Annotated in this window: 26 protein-coding genes; 13 read left to right on the top strand and 13 right to left on the bottom strand. The window is 66.4% G+C overall.

The features are described from left to right. The first annotated feature begins 89 nt into the window (after nucleotides 1–89). The 7 genes from C8J36_RS08285 to C8J36_RS08255 all read left to right on the top strand — a co-directional run bounded on the left by C8J36_RS08285 (nucleotide 90) and on the right by C8J36_RS08255 (nucleotide 5,107). The gene (locus tag C8J36_RS08285; RefSeq protein ID WP_062469353.1) at nucleotides 90–689 is read left to right on the top strand and encodes a superoxide dismutase; all 600 of its coding nucleotides are present in this window, start codon (nucleotides 90–92) and stop codon (nucleotides 687–689) included. Nucleotides 690–829: 140 nt separating this feature from the next. Further along, on the top strand, nucleotides 830–1,687 hold the full coding sequence (locus C8J36_RS08280) for a metallophosphoesterase (protein ID WP_132534089.1): 858 nt from the start codon (nucleotides 830–832) through the stop codon (nucleotides 1,685–1,687). Nucleotides 1,688–1,795: 108 nt separating this feature from the next. Next, the gene (gene blaOXA, locus C8J36_RS08275) at nucleotides 1,796–2,620 is read left to right on the top strand and encodes a class D beta-lactamase (RefSeq protein WP_245506500.1); all 825 of its coding nucleotides are present in this window, start codon (nucleotides 1,796–1,798) and stop codon (nucleotides 2,618–2,620) included. 199 nt (nucleotides 2,621–2,819) lie between these two features. After that, entirely contained in the window at nucleotides 2,820–3,254 is a 435-nt protein-coding gene (locus C8J36_RS08270; RefSeq protein ID WP_132534087.1) for a cytochrome c, read from the top strand. A gap of 311 nt (nucleotides 3,255–3,565) precedes the next feature. After that, complete coding sequence (locus tag C8J36_RS08265) at nucleotides 3,566–4,480, top strand: cytochrome c (RefSeq protein WP_132534085.1); 915 nt, start codon at nucleotides 3,566–3,568, stop codon at nucleotides 4,478–4,480. 37 nt (nucleotides 4,481–4,517) lie between these two features. Further along, on the top strand, nucleotides 4,518–4,772 hold the full coding sequence (locus tag C8J36_RS08260) for a type II toxin-antitoxin system HicA family toxin (RefSeq protein ID WP_132534083.1): 255 nt from the start codon (nucleotides 4,518–4,520) through the stop codon (nucleotides 4,770–4,772). After that, nucleotides 4,769–5,107 (top strand): type II toxin-antitoxin system HicB family antitoxin, encoded by a 339-nt coding sequence (locus C8J36_RS08255; RefSeq protein WP_207897477.1) that lies wholly within the window; start codon nucleotides 4,769–4,771, stop codon nucleotides 5,105–5,107. Before C8J36_RS08260 ends, C8J36_RS08255 begins: the two co-directional genes overlap by 4 nt. A 388-nt stretch (nucleotides 5,108–5,495) precedes the next feature. On the opposite strand, the gene C8J36_RS08250 is transcribed toward C8J36_RS08255, so the two are convergent. The 3 genes from C8J36_RS08250 to C8J36_RS08240 form a co-directional block, all read right to left on the bottom strand. Further along, nucleotides 5,496–6,098, bottom strand: coding sequence for a GNAT family N-acetyltransferase (locus tag C8J36_RS08250; protein WP_132534081.1), 603 nt, complete (start codon nucleotides 6,096–6,098; stop codon nucleotides 5,496–5,498). 228 nt (nucleotides 6,099–6,326) lie between these two features. Continuing rightward, complete coding sequence (locus tag C8J36_RS08245) at nucleotides 6,327–6,779, bottom strand: helix-turn-helix domain-containing protein (protein ID WP_132534079.1); 453 nt, start codon at nucleotides 6,777–6,779, stop codon at nucleotides 6,327–6,329. A gap of 198 nt (nucleotides 6,780–6,977) precedes the next feature. Then, a complete protein-coding gene (locus C8J36_RS08240; RefSeq protein WP_062594933.1) occupies nucleotides 6,978–7,439 on the bottom strand; it encodes an Lrp/AsnC family transcriptional regulator in 462 nt (153 codons plus the stop codon). 89 nt (nucleotides 7,440–7,528) lie between these two features. Here C8J36_RS08240 and C8J36_RS08235 point away from each other — a divergent pair, with 89 nt between their 5' ends. Continuing rightward, a complete protein-coding gene (locus tag C8J36_RS08235; RefSeq protein ID WP_132534078.1) occupies nucleotides 7,529–8,491 on the top strand; it encodes a pyridoxal-phosphate dependent enzyme in 963 nt (320 codons plus the stop codon). Nucleotides 8,492–8,583: 92 nt separating this feature from the next. Here the strand turns inward: C8J36_RS08235 and C8J36_RS08230 are convergent, their stop codons facing one another. From C8J36_RS08230 to C8J36_RS08200, 6 genes are all read right to left on the bottom strand, one after another. Continuing rightward, complete coding sequence (locus C8J36_RS08230) at nucleotides 8,584–10,908, bottom strand: glucose/quinate/shikimate family membrane-bound PQQ-dependent dehydrogenase (protein ID WP_132534076.1); 2,325 nt, start codon at nucleotides 10,906–10,908, stop codon at nucleotides 8,584–8,586. Between the two features lie 480 nt (nucleotides 10,909–11,388). Next, nucleotides 11,389–12,891 carry a protein adenylyltransferase SelO gene (locus C8J36_RS08220; RefSeq protein ID WP_132534890.1) on the bottom strand — a complete coding sequence of 501 codons (1,503 nt, stop codon included), beginning with the start codon at nucleotides 12,889–12,891 and terminating at the stop codon, nucleotides 11,389–11,391. Between the two features lie 91 nt (nucleotides 12,892–12,982). Then, on the bottom strand, nucleotides 12,983–13,558 hold the full coding sequence (locus C8J36_RS08215) for a hypothetical protein (protein ID WP_132534074.1): 576 nt from the start codon (nucleotides 13,556–13,558) through the stop codon (nucleotides 12,983–12,985). Between the two features lie 103 nt (nucleotides 13,559–13,661). Beyond that, complete coding sequence (locus C8J36_RS08210) at nucleotides 13,662–14,918, bottom strand: DUF2254 domain-containing protein (RefSeq protein ID WP_132534072.1); 1,257 nt, start codon at nucleotides 14,916–14,918, stop codon at nucleotides 13,662–13,664. 156 nt (nucleotides 14,919–15,074) lie between these two features. Next, a complete protein-coding gene (locus C8J36_RS08205) occupies nucleotides 15,075–17,180 on the bottom strand; it encodes a S9 family peptidase (protein ID WP_132534070.1) in 2,106 nt (701 codons plus the stop codon). Nucleotides 17,181–17,367: 187 nt separating this feature from the next. Continuing rightward, nucleotides 17,368–18,279, bottom strand: a complete 912-nt coding sequence (locus C8J36_RS08200) for a LysR family transcriptional regulator (RefSeq protein WP_132534068.1) — start codon at nucleotides 18,277–18,279, stop codon at nucleotides 17,368–17,370. Nucleotides 18,280–18,505: 226 nt separating this feature from the next. Here C8J36_RS08200 and C8J36_RS08195 point away from each other — a divergent pair, with 226 nt between their 5' ends. Further along, a complete protein-coding gene (locus C8J36_RS08195; RefSeq protein WP_245506499.1) occupies nucleotides 18,506–18,733 on the top strand; it encodes a DUF2798 domain-containing protein in 228 nt (75 codons plus the stop codon). 7 nt (nucleotides 18,734–18,740) lie between these two features. Here the strand turns inward: C8J36_RS08195 and C8J36_RS08190 are convergent, their stop codons facing one another. Then, a complete protein-coding gene (locus C8J36_RS08190) occupies nucleotides 18,741–19,643 on the bottom strand; it encodes a VOC family protein (protein WP_132534888.1) in 903 nt (300 codons plus the stop codon). A gap of 374 nt (nucleotides 19,644–20,017) precedes the next feature. Between C8J36_RS08190 and C8J36_RS08185 the strand changes: the two genes are divergently transcribed. Continuing rightward, nucleotides 20,018–20,677: a hemolysin III family protein gene (locus C8J36_RS08185; RefSeq protein ID WP_132534064.1), complete on the top strand. Its 660-nt coding sequence runs from the start codon at nucleotides 20,018–20,020 to the stop codon at nucleotides 20,675–20,677. 44 nt (nucleotides 20,678–20,721) lie between these two features. On the opposite strand, the gene msrB is transcribed toward C8J36_RS08185, so the two are convergent. Further along, nucleotides 20,722–21,159, bottom strand: a complete 438-nt coding sequence (msrB, locus tag C8J36_RS08180; RefSeq protein ID WP_132534062.1) for a peptide-methionine (R)-S-oxide reductase MsrB — start codon at nucleotides 21,157–21,159, stop codon at nucleotides 20,722–20,724. 598 nt (nucleotides 21,160–21,757) lie between these two features. Between msrB and C8J36_RS08175 the strand changes: the two genes are divergently transcribed. The 3 genes from C8J36_RS08175 to C8J36_RS08165 all read left to right on the top strand — a co-directional run bounded on the left by C8J36_RS08175 (nucleotide 21,758) and on the right by C8J36_RS08165 (nucleotide 24,086). Beyond that, nucleotides 21,758–22,258 carry a MucR family transcriptional regulator gene (locus C8J36_RS08175; protein ID WP_245506498.1) on the top strand — a complete coding sequence of 167 codons (501 nt, stop codon included), beginning with the start codon at nucleotides 21,758–21,760 and terminating at the stop codon, nucleotides 22,256–22,258. A 263-nt stretch (nucleotides 22,259–22,521) separates the two neighbouring features. Then, a complete protein-coding gene (locus C8J36_RS25280; protein ID WP_245506497.1) occupies nucleotides 22,522–23,169 on the top strand; it encodes a helix-turn-helix domain-containing protein in 648 nt (215 codons plus the stop codon). Next, nucleotides 23,166–24,086: a DUF6456 domain-containing protein gene (locus C8J36_RS08165; RefSeq protein ID WP_207897475.1), complete on the top strand. Its 921-nt coding sequence runs from the start codon at nucleotides 23,166–23,168 to the stop codon at nucleotides 24,084–24,086. The genes C8J36_RS25280 and C8J36_RS08165 overlap by 4 nt, the downstream gene beginning before the upstream one ends. A gap of 214 nt (nucleotides 24,087–24,300) precedes the next feature. On the opposite strand, the gene C8J36_RS08160 is transcribed toward C8J36_RS08165, so the two are convergent. Further along, complete coding sequence (locus C8J36_RS08160; RefSeq protein WP_062594700.1) at nucleotides 24,301–24,744, bottom strand: SufE family protein; 444 nt, start codon at nucleotides 24,742–24,744, stop codon at nucleotides 24,301–24,303. A gap of 108 nt (nucleotides 24,745–24,852) precedes the next feature. Continuing rightward, on the bottom strand, nucleotides 24,853–25,377 hold the full coding sequence (locus tag C8J36_RS08155) for a DUF5330 domain-containing protein (RefSeq protein ID WP_132534060.1): 525 nt from the start codon (nucleotides 25,375–25,377) through the stop codon (nucleotides 24,853–24,855). Nucleotides 25,378–25,871: the final 494 nt, after the last annotated feature.

Below are 25,871 nucleotides of genomic sequence, written 5' to 3'. Positions count from 1 at the left end.
CGGCGGCGCCGGTTGCCTCCGGCGAGGGGGGTGCCTATGTTCCCCTGACGATTTCGCGAATGAATTCCGATGCCAAGAGGAGAACCGCCATGGCTTTCGAACTTCCCCCGCTGCCCTATGATTACGACGCACTTGCGCCCTACATGTCGCGCGAGACGCTGGAATATCATCACGACAAGCACCACCAGGCCTATGTGACGGCCGGCAACAAGCTGGCGGAAGAGGCCGGCCTTGCCGATCTCTCGCTCGAGGAGATCGTCAAGAAATCCTACGGCACCAACCAGCCGCTGTTCAACAATGCCGGCCAGCACTACAACCATCTGCACTTCTGGAAGTGGATGAAGAAGGGCGGCGGCGGCACCTCGCTGCCGGGCAAGCTCGATGCGGCGATCAAGTCCGACCTCGGCGGCTACGACAAGTTCAAGGCCGATTTCATCGCGGCCGGCGTCGGCCAGTTCGGCTCGGGCTGGGCCTGGCTCGCCGTCAAGGACGGCAAGCTGCAGATCGCCAAGACCCCGAACGGCGAAAACCCGCTGGTCCACGGCGCAACCCCGGTGCTCGGCGTCGATGTCTGGGAACATTCCTATTACATCGACTACCGCAACGCCCGCCCGAAGTACCTGGAAGCCTTCATCGACAACCTGATCAACTGGGACTACGTCCTGGAGCTTTACGAAAAGGCCGCCTGATCAGGCCTGAGAATCGAAAAGCGGGGCCCTCGGGTCCCGCTTTTTTCATGCCAGCACCGTTCATGTCCGCAGCCTGGCCGATCCGGCCTTGTCCACACCCTGTCATGCTCCCGTCACCCATCATCGCTACGTCGCGCGCCATGGAACACAGCAGACGTGAAACGCCCCTCCTGCGCCTCGGCATCATCGCCGATCCGCAATATGCCGATCTCGACCCCAATCCTGCGCTCGACCGGCATTTTCGCCAGTCCCTCGGCAGGCTGGAGGAGGCGATCGCGCTGTTCAACGAGCGCACGCTCGATGCCGTGGTCACGCTCGGCGATCTGATCGATCGCGACTGGGCGAGCTTCGATCCGGCGCTGGCGGTCTATCGGCGTCTGCGGCACCGGGCGATCTTCCTGCCCGGCAATCATGATTTCGCGGTCGCGCCGGAGCATCTGGGCGACGTGCACCGGCGCCTCGGCATGCCCGCGCATTATTATGATCTGCTGATCGCCGGCCACCGGATCGTCGTGCTCGACGGCAGCGAGGTCAGCCTGTTTGCCGTGCCGGACGGCCATCCGCGGCGCGAACAGGCGAAAGCCCGGCTGAAAGCGCTGACGGCCGCGGGCGCCGCCAATGCGCAGCGCTGGAACGGCGGCCTCGGCGAAGCGCAGTTCGCCTGGCTCGCCGAGGTGCTGGAGCAGGCCCGCGAGGAGGACGAGCCGGTCGTCCTTCTCTGCCATTATCCGGTCGCGCCCGAAAACGCGCATGATCTCTGGGACGCGCAGCGCCTGCTCGATCTCCTCGCGCCCTATGAGAATGTCCGCGCCTATCTCTGCGGCCACAATCACGCCGGCAATGCCGTCACGCGGGACGGCACCCATTTCGTCACGTTCCGCGGCATGGTCGACACGCCGGACCGCAATGCCTTCGCCGTTCTCAGCCTCTACGAAGACCGACTGGAAATCGAAGGGTTCGGCCGGGAGGAGAGCCGCGTTCTGCAAAGCTGTGTGTAAGTTTTGAGTCTCGAAGAACGGCCGGAGCCCGTGCGGCATGCGCCGCATTCATGCCGCCTTTTGCCGCATCCTGCCGGGGCATCCTCCTCTCCCGAAAGGACATTCCGCTTGCATCGTCCCGCTCTCGCCTTCGCCCTGTTCGCAGCTTTCGCCTCCACCGCTCTGGCTGCCGATGACATCGACGTCACCTGCACGATCATGCTCGATGCCGCCACGGGCAGGGTGCTAATCGAGGAGGGCGACTGCGCCACGCGCACCACGCCGGCCTCCACTTTCAAGATCCCGCTGGCGCTGATCGGCTACGACACGCATATCCTGAAAGACGAGACGACGCCGGTGCTGTCCTACCAGAAGGGCGACCCGGACTGGGGCGGGGCCAACTGGCTGCGCGACACCAACCCGACCGACTGGCTGCGCTATTCCGTCGTCTGGTATTCCCAGCGCATCACCCGCGATCTCGGCCGCGACAGGCTGGAGCGCTACGCGCGCGACCTGACATACGGCAATGCCGATTTTTCCGGCGATCCCGGTTTCGACAACGGCCTGGAGCGCGCCTGGATCGCCTCCTCGCTGCAGATCTCGCCGCGCGAGCAGGTCGCCTTCCTGCGCGGCCTCGTCAACGGCACCCTCCCGGTCGGTGCCGAGGCGATCGAGAAGACCCGGCGGATCGTGGAAACGCGCGCGGTCGGCGACTGGACGCTGCACGGCAAGACGGGAGCGGCCTTTCCGCGCCGGGCGGATCGCAGCTTCGATTATGCCCATGGCTGGGGCTGGTATGTCGGCTGGGCCGAAGAGAAAGCGGCAAACGACCGGCCCGTGGTCTTCGCCCGGCTGATCCGCACGCGCGAAAAGACCGAGACCTCGCCCGGCGTGCTGACGCGCGACGCGCTTCTGGCGGAATGGCCGCACCTGTCGCGCACGTTCGGCCGTTGACGCCGGACACGCCTTGCCGCCTGTCGGTCCGCCGTTATGCATCTGCGATGTCGCAAAGATTTTACTTTCAACGCGATCAGAAGATGCCAAGATGCCTGCGACGAAATGACCGTGCCTGCGGGCAGGATTCGGTCGTCTCGCTCGGCCATGAATGACGGAGAGACGCCCGCAACGCGCGTCGATACCAGAGAGGACTCCCATGAAACTGAGAACCATGTTTCTCGCCGCGGCCCTGACGGGGCTTGCTGCAGGCGCGGTCACGGCAGCAGAGCCGCAAGAGGTGCGCGAAGGCCTGATGAAGAAGATCGGCGGCTCCATGGGCGCGCTGTCGGCCATCGCCAAGGGCCAGAAGCCCTATGATGCCGAGGTGGTCAAGACGTCGCTGACAACGATCAGCACCAGCATCAAGGCCTTCCCGGATCAGTTCCCGGCGGGATCGGAAGCCAACTCCGAGGCAAGCCCGAAGATCTGGGAAAACAAGTCCGATTTCGACGCCAAGGCTGCGAGCCTCGCCAAGGATGCCGACCTGGTTCTGGCGCAGCTGCCCGCCGACCCGGCCGCCCTCAGCCTTGCCATCGGCAAGCTCGGCCCCCATTGCGGCGACTGTCACCAGGTCTACCGCGTCAAGAAATAAGCGGTAGACCGGAGACGGGTTTTTCCCCGATCGCCATCGAGGCGGCGCGGCTCTGGCCGTGCCGTCCCGCCCGCGTGCCGTCCCACGCGCGTGGCATCCCGCCCGCGTGCCGGCGTGCCGCGCGAGGACCGTGCGGCCCGTCGCTGCCGCATCCGATGCCCGCCAACGCGCGCCGGCGGACGGCTTTCCCCCCGGCGGACGGCTTTCCCCAAAGACCGCCCGCCCTATCTCCCTGCGGATCATCGTCCGACCGTAACGGCGCCGCGGTTCCCTCTTGAAACCCCGGCGCCCCGACAACAAGGATCTGCCGCATGGCCCGTCGCGCTCGGAAATTCGTCTCGACCATGCTGTTTCTGGGTGTGGTGGTCGCCGGCGGCGCCTGGTTCGTCACCAAGCCGGAGCCCTGGCCCGCCGCGCATTGGGACGGCCTCGGCGAACCGGACCTCGGCCATGGCGAGCAGGTGTTCTGGGCCGGGGGGTGCACGAGCTGTCACGCGGCGCCGGGATCGGAAGGCGATGCCAAGCTGGTGCTGACCGGCGGGCTGCCGCTGAAAAGCCCGTTCGGCACCTTCCACGTGCCCAATATCTCGCCCGACGAGACCGCCGGCATCGGCGGCTGGACGTTCGCCCAGTTCGGCGATGCCATGACGCGCGGCGTCGGCCCGGATGGCGAGTACCTCTACCCCTCTTTCCCCTATGGCTCTTATGCCCGGCTGACCCAGAAGGACGTCAACGACCTCTTCGGCTACATCAAGACTCTGCCGAAGAGCGCCAATGTCGCGCCGCCGCACGAACTGCCGTTCCCCTTCGACATCCGGGCATCGCTCGGCGGCTGGAAGCTGCTGTTCTACAGCGACAAGCCGCGCGTGCCGATCGACCAGGCGAATGCCAAGCTGGTGCGCGGCCAGTATCTGGTCGAAGGCCCCGGCCATTGCGGCGAATGCCACACGCCGCGCAACGCGCTGGGCGGCTTCAAGGCCGACCTCTGGCTTGCCGGCGCGCCGAACCCGGAAGGCGAGGGCCAGATCCCCAACATCACCCCCGGCTCCAAATCCATCGGCAGCTGGAGCGAAGCCGACATCGCCAACTACCTCGAAACCGGCTTCACCCCCGATTTCGACAGCGCCGGCGGCTCCATGGTCGAGGTCCAGCAGAACATCGCCAAACTCCCCGCCGAAGACCGGGAAGCGATTGCGGCCTATCTGAAGGCGGTGCCGGCGCGGTAATGCTTGCAGAAACTGCAAGCATGCCGTAGGATCGGCCATGAACAATCGGCATCGCAAGATCCTGATGGCCATTTTCGCGGACCCCGTCTCCGGCACCATCGCCTGGGCGGATATCGAGGCGCTTCTGATCGCGCTGGGATGCGACGTTGTCGAAGGCTCGGGGTCGCGCGTGCGGTTCGTCAACGGGTCGGAGATCGAAAGCTTCCACCGCCCGCATCCGGCGAAAGACGCCAAGCGCTATCAGGTTCGCGCCGCACGGGATTTTATCAGGCGTATGGGAGGTCAACCGTGAACGTCATGTCGTACAAAGGCTATTTCGCCCGGATAGACTATGATGCCGAGGACGAGATCTTCTTCGGCCGTCTCGCCGGCATCACGGACGGCGTCGGCTTCCACGCGGACACGGTATCGGACCTGAAGACCGCCTTTCACGAGGCGGTGGACGACTATATCGAGACCTGCGCCAAGGCCGGCAAGGATCCGCAGAAACCCTATTCCGGCCGGATGATGTTCCGCGTCGATCCGGAAATCCACGCCAAGGCCGCCCGCGCGGCAGCGCTCGCCGGCAAGAGCCTCAACCAATGGGCGGCCGAGGTTCTGGCGGAAGCCGCGACGGAAGTGGCGTGAGGGGAAAACGCTGACAGGAACCGATGACGTCGAACGGACGGCTGCTCCCGACCGGGACGCAGCGCCCGGCCTGTCCCAAAGGGAGGCTGTTCGGGCGTTGCAGGAAGCGTGCAGGGGGCTCAATCCGGGCCCCGGCCTGGTCTCCGACGAACGGATCTCCTAACGCCGGGCCGAAGCTGCGGCCGACGCGCGCGACGACGATTGACGATTTCCGCTTTGCCCCCTTCTGTTTTGCCGGACCAGATGCGACGGCTGCATCCTTCCTGAAGACGCTTCCGATCTCCGAAAGGATGCCAGCCGTCTTAACGGGACGGAGCATCACGCTCCGCGGAGCGGCACGCTGGAACGACGCGACGCCTGCGCCGTGCGTCCCGCGCTCTGAAGACGCCTACCGCAAAGCCTGCACATACCGCATCCCGGTCACCGGGCCGGGCGTGAAATCCTGGCTCTCGTAGAACCGGTGCGCCTGAAAGTTGCCGGTGGCGGCGCTGACCGAGAGGTAGGTGCAGCCGGCGCGGCGGGCCTGTTCGCGGGCCTTGGCCACGAGATGGCGGCCGATGCCGGTGCCGCGATGGGCGTCGCGCACGAAGAGATGGTGCAGGTCCATGCCGCGCACGCCGAGCTGCGCCCGGTAGAGCGGCACGAGAATGGCGTAGCCGATCAGCGTGCCGGCCGCCTCGGCCACGAGCGCGGTGATCCACGGCACCGGGCCGAACAGGTCGCGCTCCAGCGTCTCCGCATCGAGCGGGGCCGTGTCGCCATGATGCGCGGCCAGCTCGGCGATCATCGCGCAGAGCGCGGGGATATCCTCGGCGCGCGCGCACCGGATGGTCACCAGCGGCGCGCGCTGTGGCGCGGCGGCAGCCTGCAGGTCCAGCCCGTTCGGCACGGCAGTCAGGTGGGCGGCCGGATGGGCATGGGCATGCGGATTTAACAGAGGCGGATTTGGCAGAGACGTATTTAACAGAGGTGGGGAAGACAGGGTCGGCATCGTGGTTTCCTGAAGCTGATCCGCCCCAGGCACCCGTCAAAACAAAAGCCGCCTGGCGGCGGCTTGTTGAACGTGATCACACAGCCGCATCTATGAATGCAGCGTAAAATACCAGCGGGCACGGGTTGCGGTCGTGATCATGCATCCGTCATGAGCCCTTTTCCCCGCCATGTCAACGGGCGCCGCGCGCGCGGGTCCAGCATCCCGTCCGGCCTCTCAGACGGCCTCTCAGACACCCTCCCGCCCGACTGCCTTGGCCGGCAGCTCGGCATGCTCGCCGTCGCAGAGCCCGTGGTCGGACAGCGCGCGCAGGACATAGCAATCCTCCACCGTATGGCCGGCGCAATGCGAGACGATCCGCTCCAGCTCGTGCTCCAGCCGCTGCAGCTGCGCGATCTTCGCGCGCACGGCGGCCAGATGCTCGATCGCGATGCCATCCGCCCGGGCGCAGGGCTTTTCCGGGTGGTCGCTGAGCTCGATCAGGTCGCGGATCGCCTCGATCGACAGGCCGAGGTCGCGCCCGTGGCGAATGAAGGCCAGCCGGTCGAGCGCCTTTCGCTCATAGCGCCGCTGATTGCCCTCCGTCCGCTCGGCCGGCACGATCAGCCCCGCCTGCTCATAATAGCGGATGGTCGGCACCTTCACGCCGGTGCGCCGCGACAGATCGCCGATCGAATACATGGGCCCGTTCTCCGCGCGGCAAAGACGGCCGCCTGTCCGGTCAAGATAGGTGCTCCCGCGGCCGCTTGAAAGCGCTCGATCCTCGCAAACGCAATCCGCGGGAATCTGGCCGTCCAGCGCCGAGCGCAGGGCGAAGACCGGGCGGCTCCGCCGATATCCGGATCTCGCCCGGGCGATCCCCGCCTCAAGCCTCAAGCCTCAAGCCTCGACCGAAAGCGCCAGTCCGTGCTTGATCGTCTTCAGGGCGATGATGCTCTTGTATTTCCGCACGAGCGCCTGCTGCTCGGTCATCAGCCGCTCGATGAAGGCGTTGTACTCGGCAAGGTCGCGCACGGCGACGAGGAGGACATAGTCCATATCGCCCGTGACGTACCAGCAGGACTGGATTTCCGGCGCGCGGTCGAGCCATCTCTGGAACTGGTCGAGCGTGTGGCGATGCTCGTTCTGGATCTCCAGCTCCACCAGGATCGAAAGCGGCCGGCCGATCGCCTTGGGATCGACCACGGCGACGATTTTCTCGATGACGCCATCCTGCTTCAGCCGGGCGATCCGCCGCTCGACGGCCGAGGTCGAGAGAGCGACCCGCTCCGCCAGCCGTTTCGCCGGCATGTCGGCATTCTCCTGCAGGGCCGCCAGAAGCACTCTGTCCACATCATCCATGGCGTCAAACCTCCAGATCAAGCGAAAAAGCGGCGCCAAAACATCGAAGTCTGCCGCTTTGCCGCATCTCAAAGCAGTATCATAAGCCCATGACAAAAGAACCCGCGCTTTCGCACCAGAATATCGTCGCCGCACGACGGATCATCGATCCGGTCTTTCTGGACAGCCCCGTGCTTGTCTCGGAGACGGCGGGCCTGTCGCTCTTTGCCAAGGACGAAACCGACAATCCGATCCGCAGCTTCAAGGGCCGCGGCACCGGGTATTTTCTCGCGCAGGACACCGGCGAAGGCGGCACTGCCGGCCGGAACCCGCTCGTCACGGCATCCGCCGGCAACTTCGGGCAGGGCCTTGCCTATCATGCCGCGCGGCGCGGGCAATCGCTCGTCGTCTTTGCCAGCGTCAACGCCAATCCGTTGAAGATTGCGGCCATGCGCCGGCTGGGCGCGGAGGTTCATCTCGCCGGAGAGGACTTTGACGCGGCCAAGGATGCGGCGCGGTTTTACGCCCATGAGAGCGCGCTCACCTTCGTGGAGGACGGCGCAAGTGCCGCCATCGCCGAAGGCGCGGGCACCATCGCCGCCGAACTCACCGAGGCGGTCGCGGCGCTCGACGCCGTCTACATCCCCCTCGGCAATGGCGCTCTTGCCGCCGGAATGGGGTGCTGGTTCAAGGCGCGGTCGCCGCAAACCCGCGTCGTCGCGGTCGCCGCAAAGGGCGCACCCTGCATGGCGTTGTCGTTTCTAGCAGGCCGGCCGATCTCCAGCCCGGACGGCAACACGATCGCCGACGGCATCGCCGTGCGCATCCCCGTGCCCTTGGCCGTCGACTGGCTGCAGGGCACGATCGACGATGTCGTTCTCGTCGACGACGCGCAGATCATCGATGCGATGCGCTTCGCACACCGCACCTGGGGCCGCCGCATCGAACCCGCCGGCGCCGCCGGCCTCGCCGCCATCCTGGCAGAGGCCGAAAGCCTCGCCGGCCAGCGCATCGCCACCCCCCTCTGCGGCGGCAATCTCACCGACCCCCAGATCGCGCACTGGCTGTCTTGAGGGGGCTGAGCCATAGGTCCCCCCACACCCCCGACACGAAAAAGCCCGGCGCGCTTTCGCGGCCGGGCTTCGTCCTGTCCGTTCCCTCCGCCTTATTTCGGCAGCGTGTAGGCGATGATGGAGTCGCCGGGTTTCGTGCCGACCGAGCCGTGGCCGCCGGCGACGATGACGACGTATTGGGTGCCGTCCTGCGTGCTGTAGGTCATCGGCGTGGACTGGCCGCCGGCGGGCAGGCGACCCTTCCAGAGTTCGCGGCCGGTGGCGAGATCGTAGGCGCGCAGGTAGTTGTCGACCGCCGCGCCCAGGAAGGCGACGCCGCCCTTGGTGATCATCGGGCCGCCGATGCCGGGAACGCCGACCTTGAAGGGCAGCGGCAGCGGCGTCATGTCGTAGACCGTGCCGTTGCGGTGCTTGTAGGCGGTCTCGCCGGTCTTCAGGTCCACGCCCGCGACATAGCCCCAGGGCGGTGCCTGGCAGGGAATGCCGAGCGGGCCGAGGAACGGCCCCATCAGCACGCCATAGGGTGCGCCGTCATTGCGGTTCAGGCCCTGTTCGCTGCCCTTCTCGTCCTGCCCCTTCGGCGGGATCTGGTCGCGCGGCACGAGCTGCGAGGTGAAGGCGAGATAGGTCGGCATGCCGAACATCAGCTGCTTTTCCGGATCGACCGCGACGGAGCCCCAGTTGAAGGTGCCGAAATTGCCGGGATAGATCAGCGAGCCCTCGAGCGAGGGCGGCGTGTAGCGGCCTTCATAGCGCAGCCGCTCGAAGGCGATGCGGCAGGCGAGCTGGTCGAACATGCTGACCCCCCACATGTTCTTGTCCGTCAAAGGCGGCGGCGAGAAGGTGAGGTCGGAGATCGGCTGGGTCGGCGCGGTAAAGTCTTCCGGGATCGCGCCGGAGGGCGCGGGAATTTCCTTCACGGGGATGATCGGCTCGCCGGTGCGCCGGTCGAGCACGTAGAGATCGCCCTGCTTGGTCGGGCCGACCAGCGCCGGACGGCCCTCGATGTCGAGCAGCACGGGCTGGGCGGGAACGTCCATGTCCCAGAGGTCGTGATGCACGGTCTGGCGCACCCAGCGCAGCTGTCCGCTGTTGATGTCGAGCGCGACGATGGAGGAGGAGAACTTTTCCACGTTCTCGCTGCGGCCCATGCCGAGCTGGTCGGGCACCTGGTTGCCGAGCGGGATGTAGACGAGGCCGAGGGCTTCGTCATAGGAGAACACCGACCAGCTGTTCGGCGAGTTGGTCGTATAGTGCTGGCCCTCCGGCAGCGGCGTGGTGACGTCGGGATTGCCGCTGTCCCAGTTCCAGATCAGCGCGCCGGTGTTGACGTCGAAGGCGCGGATGACGCCCGACTGTTCCTGCGTCGAATAGTTGTCGTTGACGGCGCCGCCGATGATGATCTTGTTGCCGGTGATGACCGGCGGCGAGGTCGAATAGTAGTAGCCGGCCGGCTGGTAGCGCATGCCGCTTTCCAGATGCAGCGTGCCCTGATCGGCAAAGCCGGTGCAGACCTGGCCGTTCTCGGCGTCGAGCGCGATCAGCCGGGCGTCCGAGGTCGGCAGGTAGACGCGGGAGGCGCAGGCGCTGCCCGGTGCGGCGGCCGCGTCCTTGTAATAGCTGACGCCGCGGCAGGTCTGGTGCTGCCGGTCCGGGTTCATGCCGGAATTGCTGTCGAACTTCCACTTTTCCTTGCCGGTTGCGGCATCGATGGCGATCGCCCAGTTGTGCGGCGTGCAGACATAGAGCGTCTCGCCGATCTTGAGCGGCGTCACCTGATAGGTCGTCTCGCCCACGTCGTCCGGCAGCTTCACATCGCCGGTCTGGTAGCGCCAGGCTTCCTTCAGGTCGGACACGTTGGCGGTGGTGATCTGCGCGAGCGGCGAATAGCGCTGGCCATATTGCGTGCGGCCATACTGGTGCCATTCGCCGTCCGGCACGTTGCCGCCGAGCGCCGGCGTCGCATTGGCGACCGTGGTCGGCAGCGTGCCGGCCATATCCAGCGGGTCCTGCGTCATCGAATAGAGCGCGACCGCGATCGACAGCACGACGGCGATCCCGAGCGGCCAGCCGCTGGCGCGGTAGACGTGGCCCGTGGGGCTCGTAAAGCCGAGCGGCTTGCGGATCGACGGCAGCAGCAGCCAGAGCCCGAGCAGGATGACGACGCCGCCGCGCGGGCCGAGCTGCCACCAGTCGAAACCGACCTCCCACAGCGCCCAGCCGAGCGTGGCGACGATGAACACGGCATAGACGGTGAGCGCCGAGGATCTGTGGCGCGAGAGCAGGATGGCGGTCACGAGAAAGGCGAGACCCGCCAGCACATAATACCAGCTGCCGCCGAGAACGGCGAGCCAGGCCCCGAAGCCGGCAAGCCCCAGTCCTATCAGCGCAAAGAGGACAGACGTAAACATGATCATGGAAGGGACCTCCGGCACCGCATCGGGCACCTCGTCAATTTCGACAGCGGGGGCCTCGTGGCGATCCGGACCCCGTCATGGCGAAATTAGGGCGAGGTGATGCGGGGTCAATGCCGCAATGCACAAAGGGCGGGGAGGCGCGTGGTGATCGCCGCGAACGCTGGCGCCCCCGTCCGCCCCTCATCCCGCTGCCGCGACCTTCTCCCCGCCAAGCGGGGCGAAGGGACGTGTGGCACCGCTTTCGCCCCACATCGAAACGCCGCGCAGGCCGCGTCCCCTCGCCCCGCAAGCGGGGAGAGGGTTAGGGTGAGGGGCCCCGCAAGCGGGGAGAGGGAGAGGGGCAGCCGCAGGCTCGGCGGTGGCCCTGAAAGCAGCACGCTCGCACCCGTCACGTCAACGTTCGCCGCATTTCCTCAACCGGGTCAGGATACGCGAAGAAGCGGACCCTATTCGGCTGTTCGCAGCGAGCGTCCGCATCCCTCACGTCCCGCAGAACGTCCGCAGCACCTCTTCGCCCGGCGCCGGGGGGGCGGCGAAGGGGGCGAGGGCGGGCTGGTCGTCATAGGGGCGGGCGAGGACCTGCATCAGGGCGTCGAAGGTGGAGAAATCGGCGTCCGTCCGGGCGGCCGTGATCGCCTGTTCGATCCGGTGGTTGCGGGGGATGAAGGCGGGGTTGACGCTGCGCATGGCGGCGGCGGTGTCGGCTGCGCTGCGTGCTTCCGTCTCCACGCGGCGGCGCCAGCGGTCGAGCCAGAGGCTGGTGCTGGCGGGGGTGCGGAACAGCGCGGTGAACCCGTCCTCCGCCGACGGGTCGGCCGCGACATCCGCCAGCCTTCGGAAGGTCAGCGTGAAATCGGCCTCTTCCTGATGCATCAGCGTCAGCAGGTCCTGCACGAGATCGAGATCGCCGTCTGCGCTGGCGGAAAGCCCGAGCTTGGCGCGCATGGCGGCGAGCCAGTGGTGCTGGAACCGCTCGCCATAGAGCTTCAGCACGCCGTTTGCGGCGGTTACGGCGGCCTCCGCGTCGGTGTCGAGCAGCGGCAGCAGGGTTTCGGCCAGCCGCGCGAGGTTCCACTGGCCGATGCCGGGCTGGGCGGCATAGGCGTAGCGGCCGTTGCGGTCGATGGAGGAGAACACCTTGGCCGGATCATAGGCGTCGAGAAAGGCGCAGGGGCCGAAATCGATCGTCTCGCCGGAGATCGCGACATTGTCGGTGTTCATCACGCCATGGATGAAGCCGATCGACAGCCAGCGGGCGATGAGCAGGGCCTGACGGTCGGCAAAGGCGGTGAGAAAGGCGAGATAGGGCTGCGGCGTGTCCGCACTGTCCGGATAGTGCCGCGCAATGGCGTAGTCGGCGAGCCGCTTCACCCCGGCCTGGTCGTCGCGCGCGGCGTGGAACTGGAAGGTTCCCACCCGGATATGGCTGGCCGCCACCCGCGTCAGCACGGCGCCGGGCTGCACGGTCTCGCGATAGACCGGCTCGCCGGTGACGACGGCGGCCAGTGCCCGCGTGGTCGGCAGGCCGAGCGCATGCATGGCCTCGCTGACGATATATTCCCGCAGCACCGGCCCGAGTGCCGCGCGCCCATCGCCCCGGCGCGAATAGGGGGTGGGGCCCGCCCCTTTCAGCTGGATATCGCGGCGCCGGCCGTGGATGTCCACGACCTCGCCGAGCAGAATGGCCCGGCCATCGCCGAGCTGCGGGTTGAAGCCGCCGAACTGGTGGCCGGAATAGGCCATGGCCAGCGGCTGCGCGCCGGGCAGATGCGCATTTCCCGAAAAGATCGCCGCACCCTCGGCCTCCAGCGCCGCGACATCGAGCCCGAGCTCCTGCGCCAGCGCCCGGTTGAAACGGATCAGCACCGGGGCCTCGACCGGCGTCGGATCGACGGCGGTGAAGAAACTCTCCGGCAGCCGGGCATAGCTGTTGTCGAAGGGTATGGGCGGCGTGCCGGCCTCGGTCCTCATCATCGCCTCCATCGTCGCCTCCGCTGTGTTCCGCAATCCTGATCGTCCGGTCGCAGGACCGGGCCCTCTAGATAGGGTGCGGGGCGGCGGCATGAAAGGGCGGTCAGTCCGCGCGGTCAGGCCGGGTTACAGGTATGGCTGCAGCCTGGGATTGGGCCGGCAATGCCACCTGCGCCAACGCGCTCGTCTCGTCGACGTCAAGACCGGCCTGCCGCTTGATCGCATCCGCAATCTCCTGCTCGATCGCCTTGCGCGCCTCGGGATCCATCTGGGCGAGGCTCCCCTCCGTCTGTCCGTGCTTTTCCAGGACCTGCGCCCGGATCGTCTCGGCAAGCGATTTTCCCGCCCAGTCCAGAAAGGCGTTTCGCGTTTCGGCCTTGTCCGCAGCGCGATCGGCAACCGCCTGCACGGCCTTCCTGTCGTCTTCGGCCCGCGCCGTCCGCTTCTCCGCATTGATCGCCCAGAAGGCGGCGGAGAGGCTGACCGTGGGATCGGTCGCAATAACGGCCGCGATGTCGTCGCCGGCGCCGGAGCGGCCCGCGCCGCCGGCCGCATCGCGGTTCATCGCACCCGGTTGCCCGCCGGAAAAGGCGGCGTCGATCTGGCTCGGGTCGAAACCCGCGCTCGGCCGGTTCAAAGGGGTCCTGTAGGGCGTGATGGGGCTGTCGGCGATCTTCATGGCGCGATCCTTCCTGTGTATGAGGATGGCCTAAAGGACAGGACCTGCGCGAGGCTTGCAGAGGCGGACCGGGTCCGGCGCTATGGCCGGGCGGGAACGCGGGTCAGACCGCCGCGAACGCCTCCCGCTTCAGCCGTGCGCGATCCGGCTCGAAGGCGAGGCTTTCCAGTGCGCGCGCCAGGCATGCCTCCGCCATCTCGCGGGCAATGGTGTGCAGGCGTCCGCCGGGCAGGTTGGCGAGCGCGCGCAGGCTCTTCTGCAGGCGGATGGCGATGTCGGGGTTCTCGGCGCCGTCGCGGGCAATCGGCAGGAAGGCATCCTCGAACATGTCCCGAAGCGTGACCGGAGAGACGTGTACGCGCGGAAAGTCCGGCGCCGCGCGCAGATGGTCGGCGCGCGGTTCCACGGCCAGCACCTCGACCATCGTCGTCATCACGTCGATCGCCGTTCCCGGATCGTTGACGGCCGGCGAGAGGGCGCGCGAGGCGATCTCGGCCAGCACGATCAGGCCGAAGCGCGGATCCTGCTCGAAGGTGCGGCGCGGGCCGATGGTCAGCGCGTCGAGAATGGCCTGCTTCGCCGTCTCGTCCGGATTGGCGCCCGCGCGGGCCCGCACGAACAGCATCGGCGTGCCCGGCGCGCAGAAGGCGCCGGCCCGCGCGGTGAGATAGAGGTCGAGATCGCGCGCCTCGCAGAGCGCCTGCAAGTGCGGCATGTCGATATGCTGGAGATAGCCGACCTTGTCGGGCGAGACCGGCACGGCGCCGGGCGGCGTGACGCCTGCGGGCGCGCCGCCGAGAAGCGGATCTTCCAGATGGTCGCGCATGCCGGTCATCGCCGCCGTCTTTACCCGGTCGATGGTCTCGCCGACCCGGCCGAGCGTCGAGAGATGGTCGATCCAGCGCAGCAGCGTCAGCACGATCACGGCGATGACGCCGAGCGTGACGATGAACAGCACCAGCCGCCCGCCGCCGCCATAGAGCCCGGCATGCAGCGCGATCAGCCCGACCAGCGAAAACAGGAAGGTGCCGAGAAAGGTCGAGAGGGCCCGCTGCGCGGTGGTGTCCTCGAGCAGCAGGCTGGTCGCCCGCGGCGTCGCGCTGCTCGCGGCCGCCGAGGTCGCGGCCACCAGCGTCGAGAGCGAGAAGGTGGTGACGGCAAGCATGCTGGAGGCGATGATGCTGAGGATCGGATCGACCGCATCCGCCCCGAAGGCCTTCGTCATCTCTTCCGGAATGAACGGCCCGAGCAGGATGGCGACGAGCGCGGTCGCGACCCCGGCCAGGCAATAGAGCGTCGCCCGCACCCAAAGCCGCCGCGACAGCCGCACCACCTGCCAGAGACGTTTCGACCTGAGCATGAGACCCCCCGAACCGGACCGACCGGAATGATCGCCGCCACAGCCCTAATGATAGGGCGCGACGGCCTGTTTTCGAGACAGCCCATGTTCATGAGAAGGCGAGATTCGGGAGGCAGGCGTCAGAAGGCGGGACGAGGTCCCGTCTTCCGCGTCCCGTCACATCTTCCGGGCCACCTTGATCGCGAAGGCATATTCGAAGGCGATCTCCTCCAGTCGCTGGAAGCGGCCGGAGGCGCCGCCGTGGCCGGCGCCCATATTGGTCTTCAGCAGGATCGGCTGGTCGCCGGTGGCCTTTTCGCGCAGCTTCGCCACCCATTTGGTCGGTTCCCAATAGGTCACGCGCGGGTCGGTGAGGCCGGAGAGGGCCAGCAGCGCGGGATAGGGCTTCGCGTCCACATTGTCATAGGGCGAATAGCCGGCGATGTGGTGGTAGGCCGCTTCGTCGTCGATCGGGTTGCCCCATTCCGGCCATTCCGGCGGGGTCAGCGGCAGGGTGTCGTCGAGCATGGTGTTGAGCACGTCCACGAAGGGCACGGCCGCGATGATGCCGCCGAACTTTTCCGGCGCCATGTTGGCGATCGCGCCCATCAGCATGCCGCCGGCCGATCCGCCCTCGGCGACGATGTTTGCGTAAGACGTGAAGCGTTCCTGATTCAGATAATCGGCCGCGGCGATGAAGTCCTTGAACGTGTTGGTCTTCTTCTCCATCTTGCCGTCTTCGTACCAGGCAAAGCCCTTGTCCTTGCCGCCGCGGATATGGGCGATGGCATAGACGAAGCCGCGATCGACCAGCGACAGGCAATTGGTGTTGAACGAGGCGGGAATGGAAATGCCATAGGCGCCGTAGCCATAGAGCAGGCAGGGCGCGGAGCCGTCGAGCGGGGTATCGCGGCGGTAGAGCAGCGTCACCGGCACGGAGGCGCCGTCATGCGAGGGCGCAAACACCCGGCGCGTCACATAGTCGTCCGGATCGTGACCCGAGGGCACCTCCTGCGTCTTCAGAAGCGTGCGCTCGCGCGTCGTCATGTCGTAGTCGTAAAGCTGGCTCGGCGTCGTCATCGAGGAATAGGAAAAGCGGATGACGTCGGTGTCGTATTCGCCGGCACCGGACAGGCCGAGCGAGAAGGCCTCTTCGGCAAAGGCGATCGCGTGTTCCTCGCCTGTGCGCCGGTCGCGGATCTTGATCTGCGGCAGGCCGTTTTCGCGCTCCAGCCAGACGAGGTGGCGGGCAAAGGCCATGTGGTTGAGGATCAGCCGGCCCGGCGTATGCGGCACCACCTCGCGCCAGTTTTCCCGCTCCGGCCTGTCGAACGGCGTTTCCATGATCTTGAAATCCTTGGCGCCGTCGGCATTCGTCAGGATGTAGAAGACGTCGCCGCCTTCGGTCAGGGAATATTCGAGCCCGGTCTCGCGCGCGGCGACCAGCTTGGGTTCGGCCTGCAGGTCCGAGGTCGGGATCAGCAGATATTCGCTCGTCTCGTGGTCGTGGATGTCGATATAGATGACGTCGTCCAGCATCGAGGCGCCGACGCCCATGAAGAAGCCGGCATCCTCTTCCTCGTAGACCAGCCGGTCGTCCGCCTGCGGCGTGCCGATGACATGGTGGAAGATTTTTGACGGACGATGGTTCTCGTCGAGCACGGTGTAGAAGAAGCTGCGGCCGTCCGGCGCCCAGGCGCCGCCGCCGCCGGTGTTGTCGATCACGTCTTCGAGGTCGGCCCCGGTCGAGAGATCGCGGATGCGCAGCGTGAAATATTCCGACCCCTTGTCGTCATAGCCCCAGATGCCGAGCGAATGGTCGGTGCAGTGGTCGATGCCGGACAGGCGGAAATAATCCTTGCCGGCGGCCTCCCTGTCGCCGTCGAGCAGCACGACGCGGTCGCCGCCCGCGCGCGGTTCGCGGAAATAGCGCGGCTGCTCGCCGCCGGTGACGAAGGACGTGCCATAGGCGAACGGTCCGTCCTTCATCGGCACGGAACTGTCGTCCTCCTTGATGCGGCCCTTCATCTCGGCAAACAGCGTCTTCTGCAGCGCCTCGGTATCCGCCATCGCCGCCTTCATATAGGCGTTCTCGGCCTCCAGATGCGCGCGGATTTCGGGATCGAGAATGGACGTGTCCCGGAACATCTGCTGCCAGTTGTCGGCGCGCAGCCAGGCATAGTCGTCGGTGCGCGTGATGCCGTGGCGGGTGTCGCTCAGCGGCTTTCTGGCCGCGACGGGTGCGGCGGGCAGGGCGGAAAAGACGGGGGTCTTGTCGGACAATGCGATCTCCGGGGGGCAGAGCGCTGTCCGGTTCGGGGACCAGCGCCATCGTTTCGATTGGCCGCATCGTCCGTGGCAAAGCGACAGGCTCCGCCCCGGACATGCTCACCCGAACAGGCTCGGGGGTGCTCCGGACATAGATGCCGCAGCCGGTGCATTCAAGCGGCAAAGCGCGGGACACGTCGCCTCAATCAGCAGCGCGCCAGCGCGACGACAGGGCCGCCACCGCATAATCGATGAAGGCGCGGATTTTCGGTGTGGCGCTGTGGCGGTCGAGCATGCAGGCATGGAAGGTGAACGGCGTATGCGCCGCGTCGTTTCCGAACAGCGGCACCACCAGCCCCTTGTCGATGAGATCGTCGGCGATGAAGGCGCCGAGGCGGGCGATGCCGGCGCCGGCCAGCACCATCGTGGTCAGCGTGTCGATATCGTTGCTGATGATCCGCGCCTGGATGTCGGGCTCGTAGAGCGTGCCGTCGCGCAGGAACGTCCAGCGGAACAGGCGGCCATCGGTCGCCAGCCGGTAGAGCAGGCAATCATGATGCACCAGATCCTCCGGCCTCTGCGGATGGCCGCTCCGGGCGAGATAGTCGGGCGCGGCACAGATGATCATCGGCACGGTGACGAGCCGGCGGGCGATCAGCGACGGCTCCAGCTGTTCGGCGAACCGCACGCTGATGTCGATGCCTTCCGCAATGTGATCGATGGCCCGGTCGGTGATGACGAGCTCGACGGAGAGCTGCGGATAAAGGCTGGCAAAGCCGGGAATGAGCGGCGCGATGACATGGCGCCCGAAGGCGACGGAGGCGGAGATGGTGAGCCGGCCGCGCGGCAGGTCGTTGAGCGCGGAGACGGCGGTGGCGGCCGCCTCCAGTTCGTGCACCACATGGCGCACCCGCTCGAAATAGACCTCGCCGCTGTCCGTCAGCCCCAGCCGGCGGGTCGTGCGCTGCAGCAGGCGCACGCCGAGATCGCGCTCCAGCCGGGCGATGTTCTGGCTGGCGGCGGCAGGGCTGATGCCGAGCAGCCGGGCGGCGGCGGCAATGCTGCCCATCTCGACGCTGCGCACGAAACTCTCGATGCCGCGAAGGCTATCCATAGCTGAGCGCTCCTTCGATCCCGGCCATTCGAAAGTTTTGCTTCAGATTATTCGTGCGTGCAAGCCTCTAATCAAGGATCGTCTTCAAGCGTAGGAAGGTGTCGCACCGTTTCAGACAACCGCAAGGACAGGAGCCATCATGCCCACCGCGACACCCCCCAAATCACAGCTCGCGTCGCCAACAGCCGGGCCAAGAGCCGGGCCAAAAGCCGGGCCAAGAGCTGGATTGTCGCCGACCCTCACGCCCTATGTCTTCGCCTTCTTCATGGCGGGCATCATGGCCTTCATCATGTGCTGGATCATCGTCGCCGCCAATAGCGGCATCGATGGCGGTCTGCCGCGCCGCGTTCTCGCAGCCTACGCCATCGCCATGCCCGCCGCCTTCGTCAGCGTGCTCCTCGTCCGCCCGATCGCGCTCCGCCTCACAGGCCTCGTCATCCGGCGCGCCGGCTGACAGGGGTTTAAAGCGCCAGAGTCAGGCCGATGCCGAAGGGGTCGGTGAGGGAGACGGTGTCGCCATCGCGGCGGGTGGGGATTTCCAGCCGGTCGAGGGCTCCAAGCGCCGTCTGAAGCGCGGAGGCGTCGTTGAAGCGCAGCGCATAGGTGCCGAGCCCGGTCATATCCGTGGTGCGGCGCGGCGCGTTGCGCGTGTTCCAGATATTGGCGGCGAGGTGATGGTGGTAGCGGCCGGTCGAAAAGAAGCTCGCGCCGGGATAGGTCGAGACGATGTCGAGCCCCAGCACATCGCGGAAGAAGCCGTTCGCCTGCGGCAGATCCGACACCTGCAGATGGAGATGGCCGAGCGCCGTTCCCGCATCCATTCCGCCCCAGGCGGTCTCTCCCCGGGAAAGGCTCACGCCCTCGTCGTAGAGCGCCTGCAGGTCGAGCGGCAGCGTCGCCATCTTCACCATGCCGTCGGGCAGGGTGGTCCAGTCGGCACGGGGCCGGTCGCGATAGACCTCGATGCCGTTGCCCTCGGGATCGGCGAGATAGATCGCCTCGGAGACCAGATGGTCGGACGCGCCCTGCAATGCCACCTGATGGCCCGCGGCATGGGCGAGCCAGCGGGCGAGCGCTGCCCGGTCCGGCACGAGAAAGGCCGTGTGGAACAGGCCCGGCGCATTGCGCGGCGCCATGGCCGCCTGGCTCGACGTGGTGAGCGTGAGCAGCGGCCGGCCGCCGACGCCGAGCGTCTCGCCGCTTGGCCGCCGCTCGATCACGCTCAGCCCCATGACCCTTTGATACCAGGAGGAAACGAGCGGCAGGTCGCGCACCACCAGCCGGGCATGATCGACGAAGGCCGGCATGGCGAGCGGATGTTCGGGCCCAGGGGGATGGTCGGCGGAAGAGCCGCGCGCAGTCATGGAAGGGGTCATCTCGGTCGCTCCAGCGGGAAAGGAGGGAAAGGCGCCGGGCAGGGTGAGCGCGAGCCCTGTCATGTGCAGCAGGCGGCGTCGGCGCAGAGTGTCCATGGCAGGGTTCCCGTTCGGTCGGGCCGACTATGCACCTCTTGCCCGCCGCGCGAAATCCTCGGGAACGGCGATGGATCGTCTAGGCTCCGTTGACAATGTCCTCCCCGATCTCGCCATCGGACACGGTCTCCGCCATGCTCCCGCCCGCATCGGCACCGATAATCGAACCGTCACCGAAAGTGACGGCCGCGCGCCGCGCAGGGGCTCGCCAAACGGGCAGCGGTTGCGTAGCCTCATCCTCGAAACGATCTGGAGACGAAGCACGCGTGGAGATCCAAGGCATCAAGTGGAACTACGACCGCAGCGAGATGATCGCGGACGGCATCGTTCATGGCATCGGTCTTGCCTGCGCGCTCATTGGCGTCACAATCCTGCTGGTCCATGCCAGTGCGGCGAGCACGGCCGGACAGATCGCGGCGGCGGCGATCTACGGCGCCGGCCTCGTCGCCACCCTGTCGATCTCCTTCGTCTACAATATGTGGCCGGTCTCGCGCACCAAATGGCTGCTGCGCCGGTTCGATCATTCCTCGATCTTCATCCTGATCGCCGCCACCTACACCCCCTTCCTGCAGAGCGGCTGGAACGATCCGTTTCTGGCCGTCATGCTCGTCGGCATCTGGATGATCGCCGCCTTGGGCGTCGCGCTGAAATGCGTCTTCCCCGGCCGCTATGACAGGCTGGCGATCGTGCTCTACCTTGCCATGGGCTGGAGCGGCGTGCTCGCCGTCGGGCCGCTGCTCGCCACGCTCGACGGTGCCACCATGTTGCTCATCCTGGCAGGCGGCGTGATCTATTCCGCCGGCGTGATCTTCCATGTCTGGGAGCGGCTGCGCTTCCAGAACGCCATCTGGCACGGTTTCGTCGTCACCGCGGCGGCGGTGCATTTCTCGGCCGTCTTTTCCGTCATCGGCAACGGCGCCCTGTAACGCGCCGCTCCGTTTTTCCGCTTAGCCGGGTCTCAGACCGTGTCTCAGGCCGGCTCGAAGGTCAGCGCCACGCCGTTCATGCAGTAGCGCAGGCCGGTCGGGGCCGGGCCGTCGGGGAAGACATGGCCGAGATGCGCGTCGCAATCGGCGCATTTCACCTCCGTCCGCGTCATGCCGTAGGAGCGGTCCGTCACCTGCGTCACAGCGTCCGGCGCCAGCGGCTGGAAGAAGCTCGGCCAGCCGGTGCCGGAATCGAACTTCGTGCGGGCATCGTAAAGCGCCTTGCCGCAACACACGCAGCGATAGGTGCCGGGCTTGCCGAGCGCGAAGTCCGGGCTGGAAAAGGCGCGCTCCGTTCCGTGCTGGCGCGTGACGCGATACTGGTCCGGCGTCAGCTGTTCGCGCCATTCCGCATCGCTCTTCACGACCTTCAGCCCGGGGTTCGCAGGCTCGGCGGCGGCATTCGGGTGATGTTCGCTCATATCGTGCTCCTCATCTTCACACTGCGCTTCATATAGGAACGCCGATCGGCCAAACAAAGCCGGGATTCCAACGGCAGACCACGACCCTGCATAGTATCCGCTGCTTATATGCAGCCGACGAATCGCTGCGGGAATCCCTGGTTGCAGAAAATTTCCGCCCTTGCTCAAGGTGGACGGGCAGAACTGACCGCAGCTTGCCCGCCTTGATAGATAAAAGCGTACAGATATACGGTGATTGCTTCCGGTAACTGCGATGCCGGGACGGATTTCTGTCGTCAAGTCTTGCGACTATTGAAAAACGTGTTTGACATTTTTGGGGTGAATGTTATTCGAGTATCAGCAAAGTGTCTGAGACTGAAAATACTGCACGGTACCGCCGCGACAATAAATCGACAGAATTGGGTTGTCATTCCGAGGTTTTGTCAAGTTACGCGACGGGGAATGCAAAAGCTTCAAGCAAGTAACTCGGTCGTTCCCTTCTGATGCCATCGCCCCGGCTTGCGCCGGAATCGATGGCGTCTCCATGGAGCATTGATGCTTTCAGCCAGTGCCTGCGGATCCGTGGGCGAAACGAGATATCGCCCGAAAGGAGAACAAAATGAGCGAACAGATGGCAGGACAGAGCGCGACGGCAAACAACCACGCCGGCCATAGTCACACAAGCCACGCCGGTCAGGGCTCTGCAGGACACGGCAACGAGCTGCTGGTGGAACTGACCGCCGAAATCGTCGCCGCCTATGTCAGCAATCATGTCGTTCCGGTTTCGGAACTGTCGACCCTCATCGGCGACGTGCACAATGCGCTGAACAACACCGGCGCGCCGGCTCCGGTCGCCGCTGCCGTCGAAAAGCCGAAGCCGGCCGTTTCCGTGCGCAAGTCGGTGCAGGACGGCCAGATCACCTGCCTGGAATGCGGTGGAAACTTCAAGTCGCTGAAGCGCCACCTGATGACCCACCACGCGCTGTCGCCGGAAGACTATCGCGAGAAGTGGGAACTGCCGCAGGATTATCCGATGGTCGCCCCGGCCTATGCCGAAGCGCGCTCGCGCCTCGCCCGCGAAATGGGCCTCGGCCAGCGCCGCAAGCGCGCCGCCAAATAAGGCCTTCCTCAGGGCCGGAAGACGGACGGGAATTGCCGTCACGTCTCTCACGCACGCCGGGCCGGATCCTTTCCGACCCGGCTTTTTCATGTTCATTCGAAGTCAAGAATATTCGCGTCCTTGAATAAGGAAAAAATGCCTATATGATTCAGAGACCTATCGGAAAGTCTCTGTAATTCAACAGAAAGTTGCGGCCGGGTTGTAGCGCTCGTTTCATCTTCGACATAGGATATGTGAAATTATTCCTATAACGGAGACCTGCGATGACCATGCCTCATGCTGCCCAAGGCCTTGATTTCAAGCCGTTCGTCCTCGCGAGCCTCCCGCCCACCTTCGGGTCCGGGCTCGGGCTCGGCCTCGGCCTCCCGCCCGGCTTCCCAGCGAGTCTCCCGCCCGCGCCGATCGTGTCGCTCCGCGCGGTCTCTTGCCGCACGCTCCCGCCGGCCCGCGCGCCCGAATGCAAGTCGATCTTTGCCGGTGGGCCGGATGTCGCGCCGGATGTTGCCCCGGGGACGTCGGAGCCTCCGGTCCCGACCTCCCGCATTTCCGAGGTTCCCGATCTCGGCGCGCCCGATCCGCTGGCGCAGGCTCGCTGCCGCATGGTGGCGGAGGTGGTCGAGGAGCTGACCATGATGGTCGGCGACCGTCCGCAATTGCGCCGAGACCGTCGGCGCATGATGGTGCATGTCCGCCAGATCGCCATGTATGTCAGCCATGTCGTGCTGCAGGTGACGCTCACCGATATCGGCATCGCCTTCGGTCGGGATCGCTCCACCGTCAGCTATTCCTGCCATGTGGTCGAGGACCGGCGCGACGCGGCCGATTTCGACGACTTCGTCTCCGCCATCGAGCGCATCATCGGCGCCGTCTTCCCGCCGGCCGCAGCCGTCGAGCAGGGTGTCGCACCATGACGCGCGGCCATCCCGCCTCTGCGCAGGATCGCGAGGCCCCCGCCACCCCCGCCACTCCCGACACCCGCGCCGGCCTCGTCCGGCTCGTCCGACATCTGCTCGGCGGCCGTCGGGGCAGCCCGGAGCCGGCGGGCGCTCCGGACGCGGCCGATCTGGCGAGCGCGTCTTTCTCCGTCGCGGAGGAGGGCGCAGACCGCGTCGTCACCCGGCCGGACGGCGCGAAACGCACGGTGCCGTCGGCCGTCTTGCGCAGCGCCCTGTCCCTCGGTCTCGTCTCGGGCCCGGATGCGGCCGGCCTCTACCGGCTCCTGCCCCCCGCCGTTGGCTTCCTCAAGCGGGCTCTGTCGGATCCGGACGACGCCTATGCCGGCCAGCACCGGCAGATCGCTTCCGCCACGCTGGAGACCGCGGCCGGCCGGCAGACGGTGCACATCAATCTCGCCGAATCGCCGCTCGCGCCCATCGGTCGGCTGAGGGACAAATCCGGCCGGCCCTTTTTGCCGCCGGAAGCGCTGGAGGCCGGGCAGCGCCTGCACCGCGACTTCACCCGCGCGCAGCTCCAGCCACGCCTGACCATGGCCTACGAGCCGCGCCTGTCGACGCGCACGAAGGGCAGCAGTGGTGGCGGCGAGATCGCCGACAGCGCGATCGCCGCGCGCACCCGCGTGGCCCGCGCCATGGAAGCCATCGGCCCGGAACTCTGCGGCGTCGCCATCGACGTCTGCGGCTTCGAAAAGGGGCTGGAAACGGTGGAGCGGGAACGCCAGTGGCCGGCGCGCTCGGCCAAACTCCTGCTCCGCGCCGCCCTCATGGCCCTCGCCCGCCACTACGCCCCACCGCCCCCGCCGACCCGCCGCACCCGCGCCTGGGGCGCGGAAGGGTTTCGCCCGGACATGGAGGGAAGGGGTGAGGAGTGAGTTGTGAGCCGTGAGCCGTGAGGGGTGAGCCGGACGCTGTGAGGCGCGAGGCGACACCCGAGAGCCAGGAGCGGCAAGGCGGAGAACAGGCCCCACCCCTGCGTCATTCCGGCCTTGCGCCGGGCGCCAGCGACCGGCCGTCCGTCAGGTTAGAAAACGTGACCTGTCCGCAGCCCAGAGACCTGGCCACCGACAAACCAGCGACAGACCCCGGTCAACCCCTCAGGCGAAGCGCCGCCTGGTCCTGGATGCGTTTGACCATCGAGCGCAGGCCGTTGGCGCGCTGGGCGGTGAGGAATTCGATGAGGCCCATCTTTCCGAAGAGGTCGAGCGCATCCGTCCTGACGATCTCGGAGGCCGTCTTGCCGGAGAAGATCGAGAGCACGATGGCGACGAGGCCGCGCACGATATGGGCGTCGGACTCCCCCTCGAAGGTCAACACCGGATCGCCGCCGTCTGCCGCGTGGGTCACGAGCCAGACCTGGCTCGCGCAGCCCTGCACCTTGTTCTCCGCCGTGCGCTTGTCCTCCGGCAGGACGGGCAGGGTGCGGCCGAGTTCGATGACATAGCTCATCCTGTCCTGCCAGTCGTCGAGATAGGCGCAATTCTCGAGAATGTCGGAAAGGGGCGTCGGCGTGAAGGCGGCGGCATCGGTCATGCCGTCTCTATAAGGGATCGCAAGCGGCTTGAGAAGCCGGGACGCGGCGCGCGAAACGGCCTTTGCGGCCTCCTTTGCAAGCCTCTTTTGCAGGCCTGGCGCCTCGGCTCAGGACGCGCGATGCGGCTTCGGCGGGATGCGCTTTTCCGGAACGGGAATGCGGGTGAAGCCGAGATCCTCATTGGCCTGCTCGCTGGCGCGAATGACCTCTTCCGGCGTCTGCGGCGCGGACGCAGCCGGCGCGGTGGCAACGGGAAGCGCCTGTTCAAGCGCGCCCTTGCGGGCGGCCGGCACGGTTCCGGTGGTCACGGCGTCGCCCGAAGCGGCGCCGGCCTGCGCGGTCGTCTCATCGGCAAACTGGGTTTCGAGCAGCTGATAGGCGATGCGGGCGCCATCCTTGGCGCGGTGGCCGAGCGCGTTGAAGGTCTCGGCACCCTTGACGCAGACATCCGGCTTCTCGGAGCAGATGGCGCTGATATAGCCGATCGCCTGGCTCGCGGCCGACACCGTGTCGCCGATATCGACGCCGGCGGTCGTCTGCGGCGTCGTCTGCGCCGCGTCCTCCGTGCCGAAGATCGGCAGCAGCACGAGCACCAGCGAAAACCAGAATGCTGCCTTGATCAGAAACCACATGGTCGACCCCGTTCTTGACGTTTACGCACCTGTCCCGCGCGCCCTGTTCGCATCTCCCTCACTGGTGTCTCTCGACGGTCCCGATGACGCGGTGCCCAATGACAGGGTGCAGGGCGGCTGAACATCAATCTAGTGCGCCTCTTCCAACACGGCCTTGAAAACGAGACCTGTATTTGAAGCGATGTTTCATAAAATTCGATCGATCTGCTTTTGACACGCATTTGAGGGGCATTTGAGCCAATTCCGTTAAGGGTCAAGGCGGGGCTTGGTCCAAAGCCCCTGCAAATGCGGCCTCCCGCAGCGGCGTCTCCTGCCACAGGCGTTAAATTAACTCGAAAAACACCAATATTTCAACGGTTACGCGACGTTAACCACAACAAACGAAGGGCGTCCGATTCGGGCTCCGGAAGGCCGGTGAAGCCGTTTTGCAACACGTCGAGCCGTCTCACTTAGAGTTTCATTAAGCCGCCGGTGAGACATTCGCCCCATGCCGA

The organism is Rhizobium sp. PP-F2F-G48 (genome assembly GCF_004342335.1).
GTDB lineage: Bacteria > Pseudomonadota > Alphaproteobacteria > Rhizobiales > Rhizobiaceae > Ferranicluibacter.
The sequence above is the reverse complement of the archived record's forward strand: the minus strand, read 5'-3'. Positions and strand labels throughout refer to the sequence as shown.